This is a genomic window from Parvularcula marina (genome assembly GCF_003399445.1).
GTDB classification, from domain to species: Bacteria; Pseudomonadota; Alphaproteobacteria; order Caulobacterales; family Parvularculaceae; genus Parvularcula; species Parvularcula marina.
The window spans coordinates 804,745-825,854 of the sequence record NZ_QUQO01000001.1; the positions used below are offsets into that span (position 1 = coordinate 804,745).

Here is a 21,110-nt window from a genome sequence, read left to right on the forward strand (position 1 = left end):
TATGAGAGTACAGCACCTTCAAGGCAGATCCCCGCCTGCGCGGGGATGAGCGGGTGGAAGGAACTGAGTTCAATGCCACCCAGCGCGTGGCCCTATTCCTTCGGATAAACGGTCATCGGTGCCGAGGCGAGTATTTTCACCCCGCCATGCAGGTAGCGCAGCTCATACTCGCCGGGATCTTTCGGCATACGGATATTCGTGGGACTGCCACTCGTGATATTGCCATAAGCGACATATTTTTTGACAGGCGAACCGGGTTCCGCAACGACAACATAGCTGCCGGGGCTTGGCTGCGGGCCGGTAAACACCACTGATGAGACTTCACCCGCGACGGCCCTTTCCGGTGGCGTGACTGTCGCACTTGCCGCCAAAACCTTCATCGGCTGGCTTGTCAGGACTTTCTTGTTCCCCTGCAGATAGCGCAGCTCATAATCGCCCTCTTCGAACGGCATACGGAGCAAAAGCGGACTGCCTTTGCTGACATAGGCATAGCCGACATAATCTCGAGCGGGCGAACCTGGTTCTGCAATCGTGATGTAATCGCCAGACCCCGCCTTGGGGCCAGTGAACGTGATCGACACATTTTCACCAGCGATTGCCTCTTCGACGGCAGTCAGCGTTGCTGTCGCAGCAACGACTGTGATCGGCTGGCTCGCAATCACTTTCTTACCGCCCTGAACATAGCGCAGCTCATACTCGCCTGCATCTAGCGGCATACGGAGCAACACCGGGCTGCCTTTGCTGACATAAGCATAGCCGAGATATTTCCCGGCCGGTGAGCCAGGTTCCGCAACGGTGATGTAATCACCGGATCCCGCTTCGGGGCCGGTGAAGGTGACGGAGACATCCTCACCCGATATCGCCTCACTTGCCGCAACGAGTGTGGCATCCGCGAGCCCGACCGTGATCGGCTGACGCGCCAGAACCTTTTTACCGCCCTGAATATAGCGCAGCTCATACTCGCCAGCTTCCAGCGGCATACGGAGCAGCACAGGGCTGCCTTTGCTCACATACGCATAGCCAAGATATTTCCCGGCGGGCGCATCAGGTTCTGCCACCGTGATATAATCGCCGGATCCCGCCTCGGGGCCGGTAAAGGCGACAGATACGTCTTCACCGGCGATTGCCTCGCTTACGGCTTCGATCGTCGCTTCAGCGACCACGACCGTGATCGGCTGGCGCGCCAAAACCTTTTTACCGCCCTGAATATAGCGCAGCTCATACTCGCCTGCTTCCAGCGGCATACGGAGCAAAACCGGGCTGCCTTTGCTGACATAGGCGTAGCCGAGATATTTCCCGGCTGGTGCGTCAGGTTTGGCGATGGTGATCCAGTCGCCGGACCCTGCCTCTGGGCCCGTAAAGGCGACGGAGACGTCTTCGCCTGCGATCGCTTCGCTCACCGCTTCGATCGTCGCCTCTGCAGGCAGAACCTTGTAATCGATACTGGCCAGCGTCCGGATCGGACGACCGAGCGTATAGCGGATTTCGTAATCGCCCGGTTCGACCGGCAGGCGAAGCTCTGACGGATTGCCTTGCGACGCGTACCGATAAGAAAGGTAGCGGCCATTATCCGCCCCTTTCTGTGAAATGTTGATGTAATCGCCGCGACGATCAGGTCCAGTCCAGTGAACCAGAACATTGGTCCCCGCCATGCCCTCTGCGGCGGGCTCGGCACGGACACTCGCCGTGACCTCGAAATTCAGCGCAATCGTCACGGTCTTGCCAGTATTCTGGGCGATCTTGACGCCTTTCTGTTCGCCCTTGAGGCCATCAGAGGGACGCTCGACCACAACATCATAGGTACCCGGATCGATTTCGATATCGACGACGCCCTCGCCTTCGGATGAGTAAACCTCATTGCCGTCGGCGTCGGTCACGGACCAGCTGAGCCCCTCCTCGATCACAAGCCCTCCTTCAAGTTCGGTTGCGCGCAGGCGTACCTTGGTGACGGTGACCACTTCGGGCTCCGTGACGACCGCCTCTTCAAGCGCCTCCCCAAGCTCGCCCGCATCGGCGGCGCTATAGAAAGTGCCGCCTGTATTCTCAGCCAGACATTTAAGCTGGGCCTGGTCATTCTCTTCGGTGACGTCAAAGCCGATGACATTGACGGTGAAATCATAGCCGCTCTGCTCGAGTTCAGCCGCAGCGCCGCATGGGTCCGGATCGCAGGTTTCAATCCCGTCACTGACGAGGATGACCGTCGCCTTGCGCTCTTTATATTCGAGGATATCTGCTGCCTGACGGATCGATTCCGCCATCGGCGTCTTGCCCTTGGGGCTGAGCTTCTGGACTTGCGCAGCGATTGCCTCGTGCGCGCTCCCGATCTCGGCGAGCTGTTCGATATCCGTGCAGTCGCCTTCGCGGCGGTGGCCATAGGCCATCAGCCCCAGCTGGCGTTCTTCTGGCAGCTCGGCAAGGAGTTCTGCGAGCACGCTCTTGGCGATAGTGATCTTCGCCTCGCCTTCGATCTGGCCCCACATAGAGCCCGAGCCATCAAGAATGAGGATTGTCCGATCCTCGCTCGTATCCTGCGCAGCGGCAGGCATGGCAATGGCCAGAACGGCCGACAGAATGACGGAAATAAAGGCGATGAAAACTCGCATTGGGCTCTCCCTTCCCATTTGGACGGCCTTATTAACCATAACCGAGCGGAAGTGCGAGTCCTGCACGTTAGTGAGCAGCTTGCCAGAACTTAAAATACAGCTCCGAACGGACTGAAATCCAAAGCAGAATCACACACGCAAAAAGAAAGTCATTCAGCCCTTGTTGACGCTTAAGTTGTGGGCAATTAATGATTCCCGCTTGACGCCTCGGGGTGGCGCCATACGGGGGAGAACGGGATTGCGCTTGCTACTGAGCATATTGAAACGGTTGGGTGTAAAACGCCCCAAGCCACTTTTGTATGTTTTAGTTGCAGCACTAATTACTGGTATTGCCGGAGCCATATTCAGTTATCACCTCTACACACATCCGGAAGGTCCAGTCGATCTGATAGAAAACTGGGGGTTCGAATTTGAGCGGGACTCGTTCAAATCGTTCCTAGCATCTTGGTGGCAAGACTGGATATTCTTTATCCTTATAGGCGCACCGGCAGCTTGGTTATTTTCCATAAATCCGGCTAATGAGCATTTTCATGCACGCCTTGGCTGGCTGTTCGCTGGCAGACACAAAACAGTAGCAGTTGAGGATCACCTCACGAACCTCGTGAGAGAAAATTCAGCATTCAATAAAGAGGCTCATGCAGAAATTTACATATCGGCCTACGATCCGGATCTGGATGCATTCAAGATTACCATCACAATCAATACTGTCTTCTGCAATCTTCTGAAGAATGAACAATATGACGAGATTATTAGCGTAGATTTGACGACGGACGGAATTGCCCCATCGGACGGGTTGTGCGGGGAAATCACCCAATTCGAAATTTGCCGCCCCAAGCCATCAGACACCAGAACAGCTCCCGAACCTCTTTCCGAGAAACTTCCGGTCAAATCGCACACTGAGGACAATAATCATTGCTCAGCAAACGGACGCATAATGGTCGATGCAGACGAGAGTGTGTATTACACCTGCTCGTTCTGGCATTGGTCAAAAATCAGTGTACCACTTTCTTTTGACCTTCTCCGCTTTACAGAAAATGTGACAATAAGTGTACGTCATGACTGCGGTGGTGAACAAAGCGGATTGGAAATCCCATTTTCACTCGACCATCCTACCAGTAATGGATTTTGGACCAAGGAAGGCTTCAAACGCAAAATTTTGCGGTACAACAAACCAATCGTCGTTGGGACATATAAGCAAGTCCAAGCTGGCGAGCGTTTCCGTTTTGTTTTCTCCTCTCCACAGAGGATTGCTCGGTTACCTCGGCTCGCCATTCAACGGCGAAAACCCAGCTTTCAGCACACGACAACAAGAATTCCTCAGAGGGAGTTTAATGCATGAAAATCCATACTTTACAAATATTTAACCACACACGCTTAAGACGACGCTGCGACAAATGATCACTCAGGGATTGCAGAAACTCGTTGCACCACTTGGCAGAAACCATTTAAGCGCTCACGCATCAAGTTTCTGAGCTACAGAACACGCGGCAAGAACATGACCAACGGACACGCTCAAAAAAATCTCTATAATGACATTATTTCGCACTTCATCCGTCAGCTGACGACTGCAACCGTTTCAGAGCAATTTAGCTGCTCGGTCGGTGGCGGAACCTGCGTGCATGGCGGCGGTACCTGCATACAAGGTGGGGGAACCTGCCTACGCGGTGGTGGCACCTGCATTGGCGGCGGCGGCACCACCGGCTGAGGGTATTTAACTCCTCCTTAACCATCAGCCCGTTTTCCACAGGCTGATTCGCGCCTGTGTCCCTTCCTCTCTGGGGATAGATTGACGCCTTGCGCGCTTTCCCCTTGCTCTTTCCCGCTTTTTCCCTTATCCGCCGCGCCTTCAGGAAACCCGGTGTGACCGGCCTTACGCTCTTTGGCCCGTCACGCCTTCTTCCGAGGACCCCCATCCCATGCCGGGAGACAGGGTTTGCGGGATGAATGAAAGGAGAAGGGCGATGTCAGACGCTTTTAAATTCGATTGTGAACTGCGCAAACGGGCAGGCACCGGCGGTAGCCGTGCTGTGCGCCGTGATGGCTGGGTCCCTGCTGTCCTTTATGGCGGCGACAAAGAGCCGGTGAATATCAAGCTGCGCTACAATCAGGTCCTCAAGGCCTATCAGACCAACCGCCTGATCGACGTTCTGTCCATCATCAACGTGAAGGACACCAACGAAGAGCAGCAGGTGATCGGTCGCGACATTCAGGTCGACCCGGTTAAAGACCTGCCGATGCATGTCGATCTGATGCGCGTCGATGCGAAAACGCGCGTGACCGTTAACGTGCCGATGCACTTCCTCAACCAGGAAACCTGCCCTGGCCTCAAGGCTGGCGGCGTGCTCAACATTGTCCGTCACGAAGTCGAGGTCATTGCCTCGGCGACCGCCATCCCCGAAGCGCTTGAAGCAGACCTCAGCAGCTCGGAAGTTGGCGACACGATCCACATTTCGGCTGTCACCCTGCCCAAGGGCGTTGAGCTGACCATCACCGACCGTGACTTCACTGTTGCAACCATTGCCGCGCCGTCGGCCATGCGCTCCAGCGAATCCGAAGAGGGTGAAGAAGAAACCCCCGAAACCGAGGTCATCAACGAGAAAAGTGATGACGACGAAGGCGAAGAATAAGCCTCTGTTTTCGGTAAAAATCCTAAGAAAAGCGGCCCTTCCGGCCGCTTTTTTTGTGCCCGACTGTCCCCTGAAAACCCCGCTTAGGCGGTCGTCACGGGAATTGCAGTGTGCTAGGCATTGAACTCGTGGGGAACGTGGGGTTCCTGTCGAAAGACGGGCATAAATGAACGAGATTTGGGCCATAGTCTTCGGGCTGTCCGTGCTTCTCGCACTGGCAGTGCTCCTGCAACCCGTCGCCAAGACGCTGCGGCTGCCGCATACGGTGCTGCTCGCACTCGTCGGTGTCGGGATCGCCTGGATCATTTCCTCTTTAGGTTTGGAGGCCGGTCACGGCAGCGCCGTGGAACCCGGTGCACTCGATCCCAATCTGGTGGGAGACGGGCATGAGCCTGTCGCCGCAGGTGGCCACGAGGAAAGCGGCGGCCATCACGGCGGGCCGATCTGGCAACAGGCCCTGCTCTCTCTAACCAGCCTGAACGTCACTGCGGACGTCATACTCTTCATCTTCCTGCCCGCTCTTGTTTTCGAGAGCTCGCTCAGCCTCGATCTGCGCAAGTTGCGTAAGGAGCTGGGCGCGATCCTTTTCCTTGCCGTTTTCGGCGTCCTGATCTCGGCGACGATTGCAGGCTTCTCGCTTCAGCAATTCTCCGGCGCCGCAATTGTCACCTGTCTTCTGGTCGGCGCCATCGTCTCGGCGACGGACCCTGTCGCGGTCATCGCGCTTTTCAAGGATCTGGGAGCGCCCAAAAGGCTGACCATCCTTGTTGAGGGCGAGAGCCTTTTCAATGACGCGACCGCCATCGTGGTTGCGACCATCTTCCTTGGCCTTCTGACCGCCAGCGCCGAGCCCAGCCTCACCGCCGCGACCATGGATTTCTTCATCGTCTTTGGCGGCGGCATTCTGGTCGGTATGGTCATCGCGCGGCTGATGATCGCCATCATGGAGCCGTTCCGAAACCATGCGATCTCGGTCGTTTCGCTGTCGCTGGTCCTGCCCTTCGTGGCCTTCGTCATTGCCGAGCATTTCCTGCATGTCTCTGGCGTCATGGCCGCCGTCGTCGGCGGGCTCGCCATGGGCAGCCATGGCCGCAAGATCATCCCGCCGCAGATCTTTGCCGAGATCGAGCATAGCTGGCACCAGATCGCCTTCTGGGCGACGGCGCTGATCTTCATTCTCGTCGGCATCGGCGTGCCCAGCATGCTGGGCGAGAGCTTCGGTGAGTATTTCGATGACGCCGTCCTGCTCTTTGTCGTCGCGACCATTGCCCGGGCAATCATCATCTTTGGCTTCATACCGCTGCTCGTGCGGTTCAAGCTGGTGGCGCCGGTCAGCCGTGCCTTCCAGGCGATCATGGTCTGGGGCGGGCTTCGCGGCGCTGTCTCGCTCGCCCTCGCCCTCGTCGTCCTCGACTATCCGGGCATTGATTATGACACGGCGCATTTCGTCGCCGTTCTCGTCACGGTCTTCGTCTTCGCGACCCTAATCCTGCAAGCGACAACTATTTCGACCCTGATGAAGATCCTCGGCCTCGGCAAGTTGTCCGCATTCGATGAAACCTTGCGTGACCGCTCTCTCGTCTGGGCCAAGGCCAGTGTGCGTGATGAGCTGGAACATGTCGTCGCAGCGCAAGGCTCAGAGCCCGCGACGTTCGAAGACATCCTCGCGCAATATGAGCCCGCCGACGGGAATGCCAGCAGCGCCGGCATCGGGGCTCAGACCTCGACCGCCGAGTGGGTGCAGGCTGGCCTCAACCTCGCCCTCGGGCAGGAACGGCAATTCTATCTCGAAGCCTATGGCGATGGCGCGGTCTCCGGTGCGCGGCTACGCGAGCTTCTCGCCCGGATCGAGGAGTCGATCGAAGCCGTCCGTAGTGCGACGATCAATGATGACAATGATGTAGAGGGCCTGCGCGAGGCGTTGGGGCGGTTCTCGCAGCATTCTTCGAACCTCAAACGCGCCATTGCCGTGCAGCGCCGGACCGGCCTTGTCAGCCTGCTCGCCGATGCCATCTCTCTGCGCTTCGGCGTGATGTCGGCGGCCCGCTCAGCTCTCAACCGGCAGGCCAATGAGGGCCTCGGCGAGATCGCGGCCCTCCTGCCCCCTAGTGCCAGCGAGAAGTTCCGTGAGCTGTATGATTACCGCGTCGAGCTGATCGAACGCGCGCATAAGGCGCTGTGGCTGCAATATCCTGAATTCGCTGCCGCCATTGACCGCCGTAATGTTGCGCGGACCGGCCAGCGCCTTGAGGTGCAGGCCTATGACCGCCTCAAAGACAACGGCATGATCGGCCAGGAAGTTCATGGCGCCCTCCTCGCCTCTCTTGGCGGCCGCGCGGGGCTGTCCAAACTGCCCAAGCTGGTCATCAAATATGATCCGCTGGAGTTGATTGGCAATGTGCCCCTGTTCGAAGGCACGACCGCCTCAGAGCGCCGCAAGATCGCCAAACAGCTCTCGACCGTCTTTGTCCTGCCCGGTGAACAGATCATGGCCGCGGGCGATCCCGGCGATGCAATGTATTTCATCGCTGATGGCGTCGTCGAAATTGACCTGCCGGACGGCACCATCGTCGAGCTGGGCACTGGTGACTTCATCGGTGAGCTGGCCCTGATCAATGACGCGCCGCGCGTTGCGGATGTCTATTCGGAAGGCTTCTCGACACTTCTGAAGCTCTCAAAGAAAGACTTCCAGCGTCTGATTGAACGCAATCCGTCGCTGGGCGAACGCATCCGCAGCGAAGCGGCCCGCCGTCAGGCCCAGAACGCCTGAGCGACGACAGGCGCAACAGGGCTTTCAAGCCCCGGACGATTTGGCTATCCCCCGCCCATGATTCTTCTTGTCGGCCTTGGCAATCCGGGCAGCAAATATGCCCGCAACCGTCACAATGCGGGGTTTCACGCGGTGGAGGCGATTGCCGACGCGCATGGCTTCTCCCCTGAGCGCAAGAAATTCCAGGGGTTCCTCCGTGAAGGGACAATCAAGGGGCAAAAGGTCATCACTCTGCGCCCGGGCACCTTTTACAATGAGGCGGGCAATGCCGTCGGCGCGGCAGCCAAATTCTACAAGATCCCGGTCGATGACATTGTCGTCTTCCATGACGAGATCGACCTCGCGCCCGGCAAGGTGCGGGTCAAGAAGGGCGGCGGGCTCGCCGGGAATAACGGCCTCAAATCAATCAACGCCCATATGGGCCCTGATTTCTGGCGGGTACGGATCGGTATTGGCCATCCCGGTCGCAAGGAAGCCGTCACCAACTGGGTGCTGGGGGATTTCTCCAAGGCCGAACACGAAGCCTATTATGACGAGGTGATCGACCGGATGGGCAGCGCCATCCCCGCGCTTCTCTCGCTTGATGACACCGGCGCCGGGCGGTTCATGTCCGGCATCGCCCAACCGGGTGCGGCCGCAACTGAGAAGAAGCCTGCCGATAAAAAGGACGCCCCCGCCCCTTCTTCTGCACTGGCCACTAAAGAGCCGGCGCAGAAGAAAAGCTCTCCATTCGACATCCTCAAGGCCCTGAAGAAGGACTGAGTGTCGCTACACTACTCCCCGGCAGGCAGGCCGTATGGCAGCTTGCCCTTGTCAGGTTCAGGCCCGGGTTTCGTCAGGATACAGCGGGCCTGCCAGAAGTCAGGATCCGCATTGACCTTTGCGAAACTCACCTCTTCGGCATGTTCAGCATCGCAAGGCTCATCAAGCGAAGCCCGCGCCTCCGCTGTCATTTCCGGCACCACACCATCCTTATAAAGCGCAGGCAGGGGCGAGCCCGTCCGCCCCGGCACGGTGAAGAATGCGCGGAGCGCATCAAGCGCCGCCGGATGATAGATCGAGCCGTGATGCTCCGTATTCCGCCGATCCGTATAGGACCAGTGAAGCCCCGCCGGTGCCTCGGCCTCCAGCGCCGCGATCACCATGTCGAGCCCCTCCTGCATCAGATAGCCCTCATTGCCCATGGTGAGATAAAGCCGCCGTTCGCCTGCGGGATAATCGGCGAATACCGCCCTCGCCTCATGACCGAGCCGCGCCTCATCCCACCACAGGGAGGGCGAGATCGCCGCATAGTCATCGAAGAGATCCGGCGTCTTCATCACCGTCTCAATGATGAAAAGCGCCGCAAGTGACTCGCCGATCAGAACATCATGACCGGATGTGCGGTAGGTCTCCTCGACCCACGGCTTGATCCGCTCTTCGAGCTCCCGGCGAAACTCTGCCGAGCCGCCCGGGCGGGCGCCAAAATATTCCTCATACGTATCAGGATCGGAGGCGACGGGCGACAGCTCATGCCGCCGGTTGATGCTTTGCACCCCGACCAGGATGAAGGGCGACATCGTGTAATTGATGTCGTTGGACTGCGCGATCCCGGCAATATGCGGGAAATCCTGTTCCGGCCCGCCATCGAGCATATAGACGACCGGATAGGCCTCCTCGCCCTCGGCATAGCTCGGCGGCAGATGGACCGAGATCACGCGCGCAGGGTAGCCGTCCGCCTCGGGCAGGGTCATGCTCTCCCCGATCACGACCGGCGCCATCGCCGCGGGCTCCGCCATCGCGCTCACGCCGGCCAGCATCGCCGCGCCCGCCAGCAGCGCAGCGGCCCCGCGCCTTATATTCATCCCCTGAAACTCTCTCATGTCGGCTTCTCCTTTTGTCCGAACTTACCCCTTTGATCCCGTCCTCGTGCCCGCTAAAGCCCCCCGAATTCGATTCATCTCAAGATATACGGCGAGCCCCGCCTGACGCTCGCCAGGAAAGACCGATTATGGGTTTCAAATGCGGCATTGTCGGCCTGCCCAATGTAGGCAAGTCAACTCTTTTCAACGCGCTGACCAAGACGGCGGCGGCGCAGGCCGAGAACTATCCATTCTGCACGATCGAGCCGAATGTCGGCGATGTCGCGATCCCCGAGCCGCGGCTGAAGAAGCTGGCCGAGATCGCAGGCTCCGCCGAGATCATCCCCTCGCGCATCCAGTTCGTCGACATTGCGGGCCTCGTCAAAGGCGCCTCCAAGGGCGAGGGCCTCGGCAACCAGTTCCTCGCCAATATCCGCGAGGTCGATGTCGTCGTTTACGTGCTGCGCTGTTTTGAAGATGGCGACATCACCCATGTCGAGGGCCGGGTCGATCCGGTGGCGGATTTCGAAACGGTCGAGACCGAGCTGATGCTCGCCGACCTTGAAAGCCTTGAGAAGCGCCGCGACAACCTCGCCAAGAAAGCGACCGGTCAGGACAAGGCAGCAAAGGAACTCCTGCCGCTGGTGGATCTGGCGCTCGCCGAGCTGCGCGAGGGGCGCCCTGCCCGCGCCGCCGATGTACCGCAGGGACATGAGAAAGCTTGGAAGGGCCTCCAGCTCCTCACGCAAAAGCCGGTCCTGTTCGTCGCCAATGTCGATGAAGGCTCCGCCGCGACGGGCAATGATTTCTCTGAACGGGTGAAGGCCTGCGCCGAGAAGGAACATGCCGCCTTTGTCGTCATCAGTGCCCGTATCGAATCGGAGGTCGCCACCCTCGATGATGACGAGGCTGCCGAATTCCTCGCCGAGCTGGGCCTTGAAGAGCCGGGTCTGAACCGCCTCATCCGGACGGGCCATGAGCTGCTCGGGCTTCAGACCTATTTCACCGCCGGGCCGAAAGAGGCCCGCGCCTGGACCATCCACAAGGGAGACAAAGCGCCCGAAGCTGCCGGTGTCATCCACACCGATTTCGAGAAGAAATTCATCCGGGCCGAGACCATCTCCTTTGACGACTATGTTACCTTCAATGGCGAGGTCGGCGCGAAAGAAGCCGGTAAGCAGCGCGTCGAAGGCAAGGAATATGTCGTGCAGGACGGCGATGTGATGCACTTCCGCACCGGGGGATAATCGCCTAATGGGGATAGAGTTCGCCGACGCACCACTCGCCTATGCGCTGCTGGTCATGATGCTGGGGGCCAGCCTTTACGGGCTGATGGCCGACCAGAGCTTTGTGATGACGGGCCTCTTCGATATGGGCGCGATCCGCAAGGGCGGGCAATGGTGGCGGTTTGTGACCTCGGCTTTCCTTCATGCCGATCTTGGCCATCTGATCATCAATGGGCTGACCTTTTATTTCTTTGCCCCGGCGGTCGAGTATCTCTTCGGTACGGAGCGGTTCTTCATCATCGCGATGGGCTCACAGCTCGGGGCGATGGCCTTCACCTATTACCGTAAGCGGACGGATATGAGCTATCGCGCGCTCGGCATGTCTGGGGCGCTGTCAGGCATCGTCCTTGCCTTTTGCGTCGTCCGGCCGATGACGGATATCTATCTCTTTTTCGTCGTCCCCCTGCCCGCGCTGGTCGTCGGGATCGGCTATGTCGCCTATTCGGCGCTCGCCATGGGAGGCCCTGGCCGCATCGGCCATGAAGCGCATCTGGGCGGCGCCGTCACAGGCGCCGTCATCGCCCTCCTGATGGCGCTGGGGTGAAACTCATCGCCCCAGCGCCATGCTCTCTCCCCAAAGGCTGACTATCCTATCAGTTCTTCGGCAGGTTTCCGGCGGGGCTTGAAATGCCGCCGTCCTTCTTCAACCCAAGGCCCCAGCAAGTTCCCTCATAGGTGAATTCGGAGTTCTGGCCGGGAGGCGCGACGGGGCCCTCCACCTTCAGCTCACAGAACATCCGAGGCCCTGCCAGAGAACGATCAAGATAGACCTCACCGCGCACCTGCCCTTTTGCGAGATCGACGTCGAAGCGAAATTTATCGTCATAGATCAGAACCGGCGCCGATCCTGCAACCGTCCCGGAAAAGACCTGGTGCCCCGTATTCACAAGAACCTGATTGCCGAAATCGATCTCTGTCACGGGGTGGTAAAGGATCTGCCCGTTCAGGTCTCCGAAAAGGTCGATGACTTCGGTACTGAGGATAGTAATACCAGTTTCGGTCACCGTCGTGGAATGTTCGATGCTTTCACTGAAGCGATGCACACCGTTACCAGAGACAGAAACCTGCTCGATCCCGCGTTTCGCAATTCCGGGGCCAGCACTGGCCGTGGAAACACTGCAGGCAACCGTCATCGCACAAGCCAGAAGAGTTGTGGCCATAAGGGCCAACGGATTATTATTGGACATCAGGAAAACTCCGTATGCTAGGTTTTGATTACCGATGATTGGCAGTAAGACACATGAGGCCGCAACGAACGGAGCAGGCCATGTCCGGCTTTGACCGGCTTTGGCCATAGGGATGACGATGACGAGCGGAGACACCCGCCTAACTTCCTGGAAGTCGATTGCGCGTTACTTCGGCAAGAGTGAGCGGACAGTCCGGCGCTGGGAGGCGGAGGAAGGTCTCCCGGTGCAACGGCATATGCACCGGTCACAGGGCAGCGTGTTCGCGATGGAAAGCGACCTCGCAGCTTGGCAGAAATCCCGGAGCGAGGTGAGCAATGCCCAGCCGCTCAGGGACGACAGGGCTGAGACGACATCGCTGATCGTCATGCCATTACAATTTCTCGGCACGAATGCCGCGCAAGATTTTCTTGCCGTGGGATTTACCGACGAGTTGATCTCCGGCCTCTCGAGGCTGGACGGATTGCGGGTCATCTCCCGCACCTCATCGCACGCTTTGTCCGCGCGATCGCTCTCCACAGCCGAGATCAGAAAGCTCGTGAATGCCGATATCCTGATTGAGGGGTCGATCCGTCAGACCGGAGAGAACCTCAAAATCTCGGTGCAGATGATCAATTGCCGAACTGATCAATCCTCCTGGTCCCAAACGACCACATGCGATCTGGACGGTATCTTCGACGCCCAGGCCGAACTGGTCGATGCCATTTCAAAAACCCTCAGCCACAGCATGTCGAATGTGACCGGTGACCCGCAAACCGTTCAGCGCAGCCGCGACCGGAACATCTGGGAAGCATTGGTTCGTGCTCGGATAGAGTCACTTCGCTGGACGCCCGCTGCGATCCGAAATGCCGCCGGGCTGCTGGAGGCCAGCATTGAGCGCTATGGCGACGACCCGGCCCTCGTCTCCGCCCTCGGGCGATGTCACCTGTTCCTCCGTGAGATCGGTTCGAATATGAGCAACCAGCCTCTGGACGCAGCAGAGGAATGCCTGACATTGCTGAGAAGGAGCGTACCTGATGAGCCCGCGACCCATCAATTGGCGGGCTGGATCGCCTATCAACGCGGCGACATACCAGCGGCGATGCATTCCCTCCGGGCGGCTTATATAGCGGATGCGGATGACCCAGACACGCTGGCCCTGCTTTCCTACAGCTATCTCCTGTCTGGCCTTGACGATCTTGCCCATCCGATTGTGGATCAGCTGATCGCTATTGATCCGCTGACGCCCCTCAACCATAGCCTCGCTGCGTGCAAGGAGCTTTTCGCCGGACGTTTCGACGCCGCGGTCGAGTCATATGCCTATATGTGCAACCTCGACCCCTCGAACAAAATGGCTCATCTCTTTCACGTCATGGCCATGTCTATCTCAGGAGAAAAACAAGCCGTCCTGAAGAAGGTCAACGAGGTCGCGGCAAGTTTCGACACAACACCGATAGATCGCCTGCTACATGCTTTCGCCAGTGGCGTCCGATCTGAAGAGATCCGATCAGCGCCCCGTATCGACATGGCAATGAAGGCGACGACCGTTGATATGTTCCCCCGACTGATGGCGCAGGCCCACGGGTTGAGCGGAAACAAAGATGCTGCGCTCGAATGGCTGTCACTCGCGGCGGATCGCGGATTCAGGAACTGGACGTTTATGACTGAAATAGACCCGAGCTTAGCGTTGCTTCGGGAAGATGAAGAATTCATCCGCCTGATGACGAGAATAAAAATAGACCAGCAAGAACTCCGCCATCAGTTTAGCTAATGCGCGAAATAGCCTTCAGAGACCTCCAGCTGTGCGACAAACTGAAATAGATCAATTGTGCAGCGCCCCCTCACACCACCGTCAGAATGTCGCTCAGCGGCTTTTTCTTCAGCGCATGGGCGGGGATGGTCGCGCCTTCCGCCGGATATCCGGTGACGAGAAGGAGGAAGGGTTTCTCCGTCTTCGGACGACCGCAGATCTCGGTCAGGAACCCCATCGGCGCCGGGGTGTGGGTCAGGGTTGCGAGCCCCGCATCATGGAGAGCCGCAATCAGGAACCCCGTCGCAATCCCGACGCTTTCGGTGACATAGTAGTTCTTGCGGTCATCGCCCGCCGCCACGCCGCCGCGCTTCTGCGCGAAAATCGCAATCAGCCAGGGCGCTGTCTCAAGAAAGGGTTTGTGCGCATCGGTGCCGAGCGGCTCGAGCGCATCGAGCCATTCCTCGCCCGCGCGGCCCGCATAGAATTCCCGCTCCTCGGCTTCTGCCGCCTCACGGATTTTCTTTTTCGTCTCGGCACTGCCGATGGCGACGAAATGCCAGGGCTGGTGGTTGGCGCCTGAGGGCGCGGTCGCGGCTGCGGCAATCGCGATTTCGATGAGGGAGCGATCAACTTGCCGGTCCGAGAAGTCGCGGATCGTGTGACGCCGCTTCATCCGGGCAAGGAAGTCCCCCGCCCGCGCGGCCATCTCCTCGGGCGGATACTCCGTGTAATCCGTCAGCGGAAAATGCTGCTCTTCCGTCATGATCCACTCCCAAGAACTGTTGGCGCAATGAAGTAGACGGCAAGCGTGATCAGCACAATGCCGAGCAGGTTGAGCCGGAAGCCCGCCGCCGCCATGGTCGGGATGGTGAGCTGCCCTGTTGCGTAAGCTACCGCATTGGGGCCCGTCGCGAGCGGCAGCATAAAGGCACAAGACGCCGCCATGGCAAGGGGCGCAGCGAGCAGCTCAATCTCCAGCCCCGTGGTGAGCGCAATCGCGCCGATCACCGGCATCAGCGCCGAGGCGGTCGCGACATTGCTGGTCACCTCGGTCGCGAAAATCACGAACGCCGTGAGGATCGCCATGACGAGGAGGATGTGAAGGCTTGCGAGCCCCGACATGGCCGAGCCGATCCACAAGCCCAGCCCCGTTGCGGAGATCGCCGAGGCGAGCGACAGCCCGCCCCCAAAAAGGAGGATAACGCCCCAGGGGATCCGCTCCGCCGTGGGCCAGTCGAGTAGCGCCCTTCCCTTATTCCCTTCGCCCCCGGCAGGAATGAGAAAGGCGAGGATGACCCCGAAAATGGCAATCCCGGCATCGGACAAACCTGAGAGCGACACGCTGCCAATCGTCAGCTCACTGAGCGGACGGCGGAAAATCCACAAACCGGCAATGACCGCAAACATACCGAGGACACGTTTCTCCGGCGTCGTCATCTTGCCCAGCGCCGCAAGGTGCTCCTCGATCACCTCCCGCGCGGCCGCACCTCCGCCGGAGCGAAGCCGGAAGGCCCAGCGCGTGAGGACGAACCACGCCGCCGGCACCATCAGCAGGACGACCGGAATACCGACCATCATCCATTGCAGGAAACCGATCGAAAAACCGGCATTCTGGTTGAGATAGGAAATCACTATCAGATTGGTCGGGGTGCCGATGGGCGTGCCCAAGCCCCCGATGGAGCAGGACCAGGCGATGCCGAGCAGAAGCGCCCAGGTCAGCGGCGCATTCTCGCGTCCCTCACCCAGCATCTCGCGTGCGACCGAGAGCGCAATCGGCATCATCATTATCGAGGTCGCGGTGTTCGAGATCCACATCGACAGTACCGCGGCGGCCAGCATGAACCCGGCGACAAGCCTGTTCGGGTGGTCCCCTGCCCGCAAGACAATGTTGAGCGCGATCCGCTCATGAAGGCGCCATTTCTCAATCGCTTTGGCGACGATGAAACCGCCCATCAGAAGGACGACAACCGGGTGCATATACTGCACAGCGGCATCTCGGATCGACAGGACGCCCGCGACCGGCAGCACCACCATGGGCAGGAGCGAGGTGACAGGAATCGGAATGGCCTCGGTCACCCACCAGACGGCCATGAGGCTGAGGAGCGACAGCACAGTCCACGCCGCCCAGGCACTGCCCACGCCATCAATCGCGGCAAGGCTGTCCGGCGGGCCGATGATCAGGATCGCCAGCGCCAGCACCGGTCCCAAGACGATGCCGATCCGCTGCCGCAATGTGCGCACATCAATCTGCGTTTCCGACATGCCTCATGCCCCTCACCCGAAACCGGCTCCTCTTACGGAAGCCCGCCCGGAACGTAATGAGCTTCCCGCAGCAAGGCAAAAAACCGCCTCATTTGAACAGCAAGGGCCCTTTCGGGGTGGCATTTCCCGCAAGGCGCGCTAGCAGCAGGGGGAATGCACGTTCGCGGGAGCAGATTGATATGTCGGATAAAGTTGCGCTTCTCACCGGGGTCACAGGTCAGGATGGCGCCTATCTCAGCCGCCTCCTTCTGGAGAAGGGCTATACAGTTCACGGGATCAAGCGCCGGTCGTCTTCGTTCAACACTGAGCGGATCGACCCGATCTATCAGGACCCGCATCTGCCGGGGACGAAGTTCTTCCTGCATTATGGCGACCTCACCGATTCGACGAACCTCATCCGCCTGATCCAGTCGACCCAGCCGACCGAGATCTACAATCTGGGCGCCCAGAGCCACGTGCAGGTCTCGTTCGAGACACCTGAATATACCGCGAACTCAGATGCCATCGGCACGCTGCGCCTGCTTGAGGCCATCCGCATTCTCGGCATGGAGAAGAAGACCAAATTCTATCAGGCCTCGACCTCCGAGCTTTACGGCAAGGTGCAGGAAGTCCCGCAAAAAGAGACGACGCCTTTTTATCCGCGCTCGCCCTATGGCGCAGCTAAGCTCTATGGCTACTGGATCACGGTGAACTACCGCGAGAGCTATGGCATGCATGCCTCGAACGGCATTCTCTTCAACCATGAAAGCCCGCTGCGCGGTGAAACCTTCGTGACACGGAAGATCACCCGCGCCGTTGCCGCGATCAAGCTGGGGAGGCAGGACTGTCTCTATCTCGGCAATCTCGATGCGCTACGCGACTGGGGTCATGCAAAAGACTATGTCGAAGGCATGTGGCGGATGCTGCAGCAGGACGAGCCTGACGATTACGTCCTTGCCACCGGCGAGATGCATAAGGTCCGCGAGTTCGTCGAGCTGGCGTTTCACCATGTCGGCACCACGATTGCCTGGGAAGGCACGGGCACGGACGAAGTCGGCAAGGACGCTGAGACCGGCAACATCATCGTGCGCATCGATCCGAAATATTTCCGGCCCGCGGAAGTCGACCAGCTCCTTGGCGATCCCTCCAAGGCAAAAGCCAAGCTCGGCTGGGAGCACAAGGTCTCCTTCTCCGAACTGGTCGAGGAAATGGTGCGCGAAGACCTCAAGGTCGTCGCCCGCGAGCATGAGACCCGCGTTTACGGCGAGGACTGATGACCGAGCAGCTCTACGATCTGGCTGGCAAAAAAGTCTATGTCGCGGGGCATCGCGGCATGGTCGGCAGCGCCCTTGTGCGGCGGCTGGAGCTTGAAGGCTGCGCCGAGATCATCACCGCGACGCGCGCTGAGGTGAACCTGATTGATCAGGCGGCGACCCGTGCCTTTCTCGAACAGACAAAGCCCGACGCCATGTTCGTCGCGGCGGCGAAGGTCGGCGGCATTCATGCCAATGATATCTACCCGGCGGATTTTCTCTACGACAATCTGATGATCGAGGCGAACCTCATCCATGGCGCGCATGAGGTGGGCGTCGGCAAGCTGATGTTCCTCGGCTCCTCCTGTATCTATCCGAAATTCGCAGACCAGCCGATCCGCGAGGACTCGCTCCTCACCGGCGCGCTGGAGCCGACCAATGAATGGTATGCGATTGCCAAGATTGCCGGGATCAAGCTCTGCCAGGCCTATCGCCGTCAGCATGGGGATGATTTTATCTCCGCCATGCCGACGAACCTTTACGGCCCCGGCGACAATTACAATCTCGAGACCAGCCATGTGATCCCGGCGCTCCTGCGCAAGGCGCACCGCGCCAAAGCCGATGGCGCGGGCGGCATGGAAATCTGGGGCACGGGCACGCCGCGCCGCGAATTCCTCCATGCCGATGACTGCGCCGACGCCTGCGTCTTCCTGATGAAGCACTATTCCGACGACGAGCATGTCAATGTCGGCTCAGGCGAAGATCTGCCGATCAAAGAGCTTGCCGAGATGGTCATGGGCGTCGTCGGGTTCGAGGGCGAGCTGACCCATGACCGGACAAAGCCGGACGGCACACCGCGCAAGCTGATGAGTGCCGACAAGCTCCGCAGTATGGGCTGGTCACCGTCTATCTCCCTGCGTGATGGCCTCGCGCAGGCCTATGAGGCGTTCCGCGCCGAACACCCGGAGGGGTAGTTACTCCGCCCCCATCGCCACCGGGATGAAGGCCGCCTGAATATCCGTCAGCACGCTGGAGAAGGCGCCGAATTCATGCGTGATCGTATTTGTTGTGAAGGCAATCGCCATGTCATGCTCTGGCAGGACCATCAGCCATGCCTGTGAGCCTTTCGAGACGCCGCCATGATTGAGGTTCAGAACCTCTCCCACGCCCGGCACATCCCAGACCCGGCGGCGCCAACCGACCGCATAGTCCTGCTCATTCACCTCTCCTGAGGCGATCCGAACAGGCGTGAAGAAATCCTCGCGAACCGCCGCTGGCAGGTAGCCTTCATCGAGCCATGCACTGCCGATCAGCACCAGAGCGGACGGCGTTGCGACCCAGCCGCCCCCGGGGAGTTTCTGGCTGAGATCCACCCGCCGCCACGGTTTGACCTGCTCAATCACAGGCTCGTCGCGCACTTCTGTCGGGAGCCCGCGCCGGGCCTGATAGGCAACCGCCTTGGTCTCGCTTTTGACGTCATCCGCGATGAGAGATTTGAGGCCCAGCTCGTCGATCAGTTCACGTTTGATCAGCTCGCGATAGGGCACGCCCGTCACTTGCGTGAGAACATAAGCCGCAAGAAGGACATCGAAGCTCGAATAGGAAAAATCCGTCCCCGGCTCAAAGAGAAGATCCGAGCTATCAAAAATCGTGATCGCCTTGTCCAGCGTCGGCACACCACGACCAAGACGGGCCGAGCGATAGGCGCCAATTGCATCCGTGTTCTCGGCATAACCCGGCAGACCCGCCGTATGGGAAGAAAGCTGGCGCAGGGTCATCGCCTCCCATGCCGGATTGGGAAGTTCAGCATAGCTGCCGATTGGCGTGTCGAGATCGACCGTCCCATCCGCGACCAGTCGTGCCAGCAGCGTCGCTGAGACCGGCTTTGATGTTGAGCCTATCCGGTATTGGGTATCGGGCGTTACGGCTTTGTCTTTGCGGATATCGCTCCATCCGGTTCCGCCGAGCCAGACGATCTCTCCGTGCACGGCAATAGCTGCCGAATAGCTCGGCAGATTGAGCGTATCCCGGCGCGCTTCAAACGCGGCCAGAGCCGCCTCTCCGGCTTCCTCGTAACGAGGGTCGAGCGCAGTTGAGAATTGCGGTGCCTCATCAGGCACCTCCATCCAGCCAAAGGGCAGACGCCATGCCTCGTTGCCGATCGAAAAGAACCCATAGATGGGCCAGGCGATCCAGAGGACGAGTGCGAGCACGGCCACAAGGCCGCCCAGCAAAAGACGTTTCACAGACATAAAGCCCCCTGCTCTGCTCACTTACCGGGCAGAACTCACATAAACTAATAAATTAGTATTTGCAAGAGGAGGCGTGAAAATGCCTTACGTCGCGTTGAACAGCTCCCTGCCGATCAGCATACGGCGGATCTCGGATGTGCCCGCGCCAATCTCATAGAGCTTGGCATCTCGCAGCAACCGGCCAGTCGGATATTCATTGATATAGCCATTGCCGCCAAGAAGCTGGATCGCATCGAGCGCGACCTGCGTTGCCTTTTCCGCCGCATAAAGAATACAGCCCGCTGCATCCTGCCGGGTTGTCTCGCCCCGGTCACAGGCCGCCGCCACTGCATACACATATGCTTTGCAGGCATTCATCGTCGAATACATGTCGGCGATTTTGCCCTGCACCAGCTGGAACTGACCGATCGGCGTGCCGAATTGCTGGCGCTCATGGACGTAAGGCATGACGACATCCATCGCGGCTTGCATCAGGCCGAGCGGCCCACCGGCGAGCACCGTGCGCTCGTAATCTAGCCCGCTCATCAGCACACGGGCGCCCTGCCCTTCACCGCCGAGGATCTGGCTCTCATGCACTTCGCATTCTTCGAACACGAGCTCGCAGGTGTCTGACCCCCGCATGCCGAGCTTGTCGAGTTTCTGGGCGGTCGTGAAGCCCTTCATCCCCTTTTCGATGATGAAGGCGGTGATGCCTTTGGATTTCGCCTCTGGTTCGGTCTTGGCATAGACGACCAGAGTGTCCGCCCCCGGACCATTCGTGATCCACATCTTGTTGCCGGTGAGGACATAATGCTCGCCGCGCTTCTCCGCGCGCAGGCGCATCGAGACGACATCGGAGCCCGCACCGGGTTCGGACATGGCGAGCGCACCTAAGTGCTCGCCAGAGCAGAGCTTGGGCAGATATTTCTTCTTCTGCTCTTCGCTGCCGTTCAGATTGATCTGGTTTACGCAGAGGTTCGAATGTGCGCCGTAAGAAAGCCCCACCGAGCCCGAGCCGCGCGAGATTTCCTCCATCGCGACGACATGAGCGACATAACCGAGCCCCGTGCCGCCATATTCCTCTGACGCGGTGATACCGAGAAGGCCCAGCTCGCCCAGCTCCGGCCACAGCTCGCGCGGAAATTCATTCTTCGCGTCGATTTCTTCGGCGCGGGGAGCCAGCCGGTCGGCCGTCCAGCGGCGCACCATCTCGCGCATTTCCTCGACCGTCTCGTCGAGACCGAAATTCAGAAAAGGCCCGTGTCCCATGGCGCTACACCTCCTGTTTATTGAGGGAGGCTTTGGAACGGGGCGGCCCGCGATGCAAGGGGACGGGCTGCCG

Annotated in this window: 17 protein-coding genes; 10 read left to right on the forward strand and 7 right to left on the reverse strand. The window is 59.3% G+C overall.

All coding sequences use genetic code 11. The features are described 5' to 3' along the window. Nucleotides 1-92 precede the first annotated feature (92 nt). Complete coding sequence (locus DX908_RS03705) at nt 93-2,603, reverse strand: vWA domain-containing protein (RefSeq protein ID WP_158548458.1); 2,511 nt, start codon at nt 2,601-2,603, stop codon at nt 93-95. Nucleotides 2,604-2,841: 238 nt separating this feature from the next. Between DX908_RS03705 and DX908_RS03710 the strand changes: the two genes are divergently transcribed. The 5 genes from DX908_RS03710 to pth all read left to right on the forward strand — a co-directional run bounded on the left by DX908_RS03710 (nt 2,842) and on the right by pth (nt 8,762). Beyond that, nucleotides 2,842-3,942 (forward strand): hypothetical protein, encoded by a 1,101-nt coding sequence (locus DX908_RS03710; RefSeq protein WP_116391100.1) that lies wholly within the window; start codon nt 2,842-2,844, stop codon nt 3,940-3,942. A 156-nt stretch (nt 3,943-4,098) separates the two neighbouring features. Further along, the gene (locus tag DX908_RS16230; protein ID WP_158548459.1) at nt 4,099-4,308 is read left to right on the forward strand and encodes a hypothetical protein; all 210 of its coding nucleotides are present in this window, start codon (nt 4,099-4,101) and stop codon (nt 4,306-4,308) included. A gap of 256 nt (nt 4,309-4,564) precedes the next feature. Further along, complete coding sequence (locus DX908_RS03715; protein WP_116391101.1) at nt 4,565-5,230, forward strand: 50S ribosomal protein L25/general stress protein Ctc; 666 nt, start codon at nt 4,565-4,567, stop codon at nt 5,228-5,230. Between the two features lie 166 nt (nt 5,231-5,396). Beyond that, nucleotides 5,397-8,000, forward strand: coding sequence for a cation:proton antiporter (locus DX908_RS03720; RefSeq protein ID WP_116391102.1), 2,604 nt, complete (start codon nt 5,397-5,399; stop codon nt 7,998-8,000). A 57-nt stretch (nt 8,001-8,057) separates the two neighbouring features. After that, nucleotides 8,058-8,762: an aminoacyl-tRNA hydrolase gene (gene pth, locus DX908_RS03725; RefSeq protein ID WP_116391103.1), complete on the forward strand. Its 705-nt coding sequence runs from the start codon at nt 8,058-8,060 to the stop codon at nt 8,760-8,762. Between the two features lie 11 nt (nt 8,763-8,773). Here pth and DX908_RS03730 read toward each other — a convergent pair whose 3' ends face one another. Beyond that, the gene (locus DX908_RS03730) at nt 8,774-9,862 is read right to left on the reverse strand and encodes an alpha/beta hydrolase (protein WP_116391104.1); all 1,089 of its coding nucleotides are present in this window, start codon (nt 9,860-9,862) and stop codon (nt 8,774-8,776) included. Nucleotides 9,863-9,990: 128 nt separating this feature from the next. On the opposite strand from DX908_RS03730, the gene ychF reads away from it, so the two are divergent. Continuing rightward, on the forward strand, nt 9,991-11,088 hold the full coding sequence (ychF, locus tag DX908_RS03735; protein WP_116391105.1) for a redox-regulated ATPase YchF: 1,098 nt from the start codon (nt 9,991-9,993) through the stop codon (nt 11,086-11,088). Between the two features lie 7 nt (nt 11,089-11,095). After that, nucleotides 11,096-11,671, forward strand: a complete 576-nt coding sequence (locus tag DX908_RS03740; protein ID WP_116391106.1) for a rhomboid family intramembrane serine protease — start codon at nt 11,096-11,098, stop codon at nt 11,669-11,671. A gap of 49 nt (nt 11,672-11,720) precedes the next feature. Here DX908_RS03740 and DX908_RS03745 read toward each other — a convergent pair whose 3' ends face one another. Then, nucleotides 11,721-12,314 (reverse strand): hypothetical protein, encoded by a 594-nt coding sequence (locus DX908_RS03745; protein ID WP_116391107.1) that lies wholly within the window; start codon nt 12,312-12,314, stop codon nt 11,721-11,723. Between the two features lie 112 nt (nt 12,315-12,426). Here DX908_RS03745 and DX908_RS03750 point away from each other — a divergent pair, with 112 nt between their 5' ends. After that, nucleotides 12,427-14,061: a hypothetical protein gene (locus tag DX908_RS03750; protein WP_158548460.1), complete on the forward strand. Its 1,635-nt coding sequence runs from the start codon at nt 12,427-12,429 to the stop codon at nt 14,059-14,061. Between the two features lie 70 nt (nt 14,062-14,131). Here the strand turns inward: DX908_RS03750 and DX908_RS03755 are convergent, their stop codons facing one another. Together DX908_RS03755 and DX908_RS03760 are read right to left on the reverse strand one after the other, a co-directional pair. Beyond that, nucleotides 14,132-14,806: a nitroreductase family protein gene (locus DX908_RS03755; protein ID WP_116391109.1), complete on the reverse strand. Its 675-nt coding sequence runs from the start codon at nt 14,804-14,806 to the stop codon at nt 14,132-14,134. Further along, nucleotides 14,803-16,305, reverse strand: a complete 1,503-nt coding sequence (locus DX908_RS03760; RefSeq protein WP_116391110.1) for an SLC13 family permease — start codon at nt 16,303-16,305, stop codon at nt 14,803-14,805. The genes DX908_RS03755 and DX908_RS03760 overlap by 4 nt, the downstream gene beginning before the upstream one ends. A gap of 179 nt (nt 16,306-16,484) precedes the next feature. Here DX908_RS03760 and gmd point away from each other — a divergent pair, with 179 nt between their 5' ends. Then, nucleotides 16,485-17,558, forward strand: a complete 1,074-nt coding sequence (gene gmd, locus DX908_RS03765) for a GDP-mannose 4,6-dehydratase (protein WP_116391111.1) — start codon at nt 16,485-16,487, stop codon at nt 17,556-17,558. Continuing rightward, on the forward strand, nt 17,558-18,511 hold the full coding sequence (gene fcl / locus DX908_RS03770) for a GDP-L-fucose synthase (protein WP_116391112.1): 954 nt from the start codon (nt 17,558-17,560) through the stop codon (nt 18,509-18,511). The genes gmd and fcl overlap by 1 nt, the downstream gene beginning before the upstream one ends. Here fcl and DX908_RS03775 read toward each other — a convergent pair whose 3' ends face one another. Together DX908_RS03775 and DX908_RS03780 are read right to left on the reverse strand one after the other, a co-directional pair. Next, complete coding sequence (locus tag DX908_RS03775) at nt 18,512-19,789, reverse strand: serine hydrolase domain-containing protein (RefSeq protein ID WP_116391113.1); 1,278 nt, start codon at nt 19,787-19,789, stop codon at nt 18,512-18,514. An 84-nt stretch (nt 19,790-19,873) separates the two neighbouring features. Further along, on the reverse strand, nt 19,874-21,037 hold the full coding sequence (locus tag DX908_RS03780) for an isovaleryl-CoA dehydrogenase (RefSeq protein ID WP_116391114.1): 1,164 nt from the start codon (nt 21,035-21,037) through the stop codon (nt 19,874-19,876). Nucleotides 21,038-21,110 lie beyond the last annotated feature (73 nt).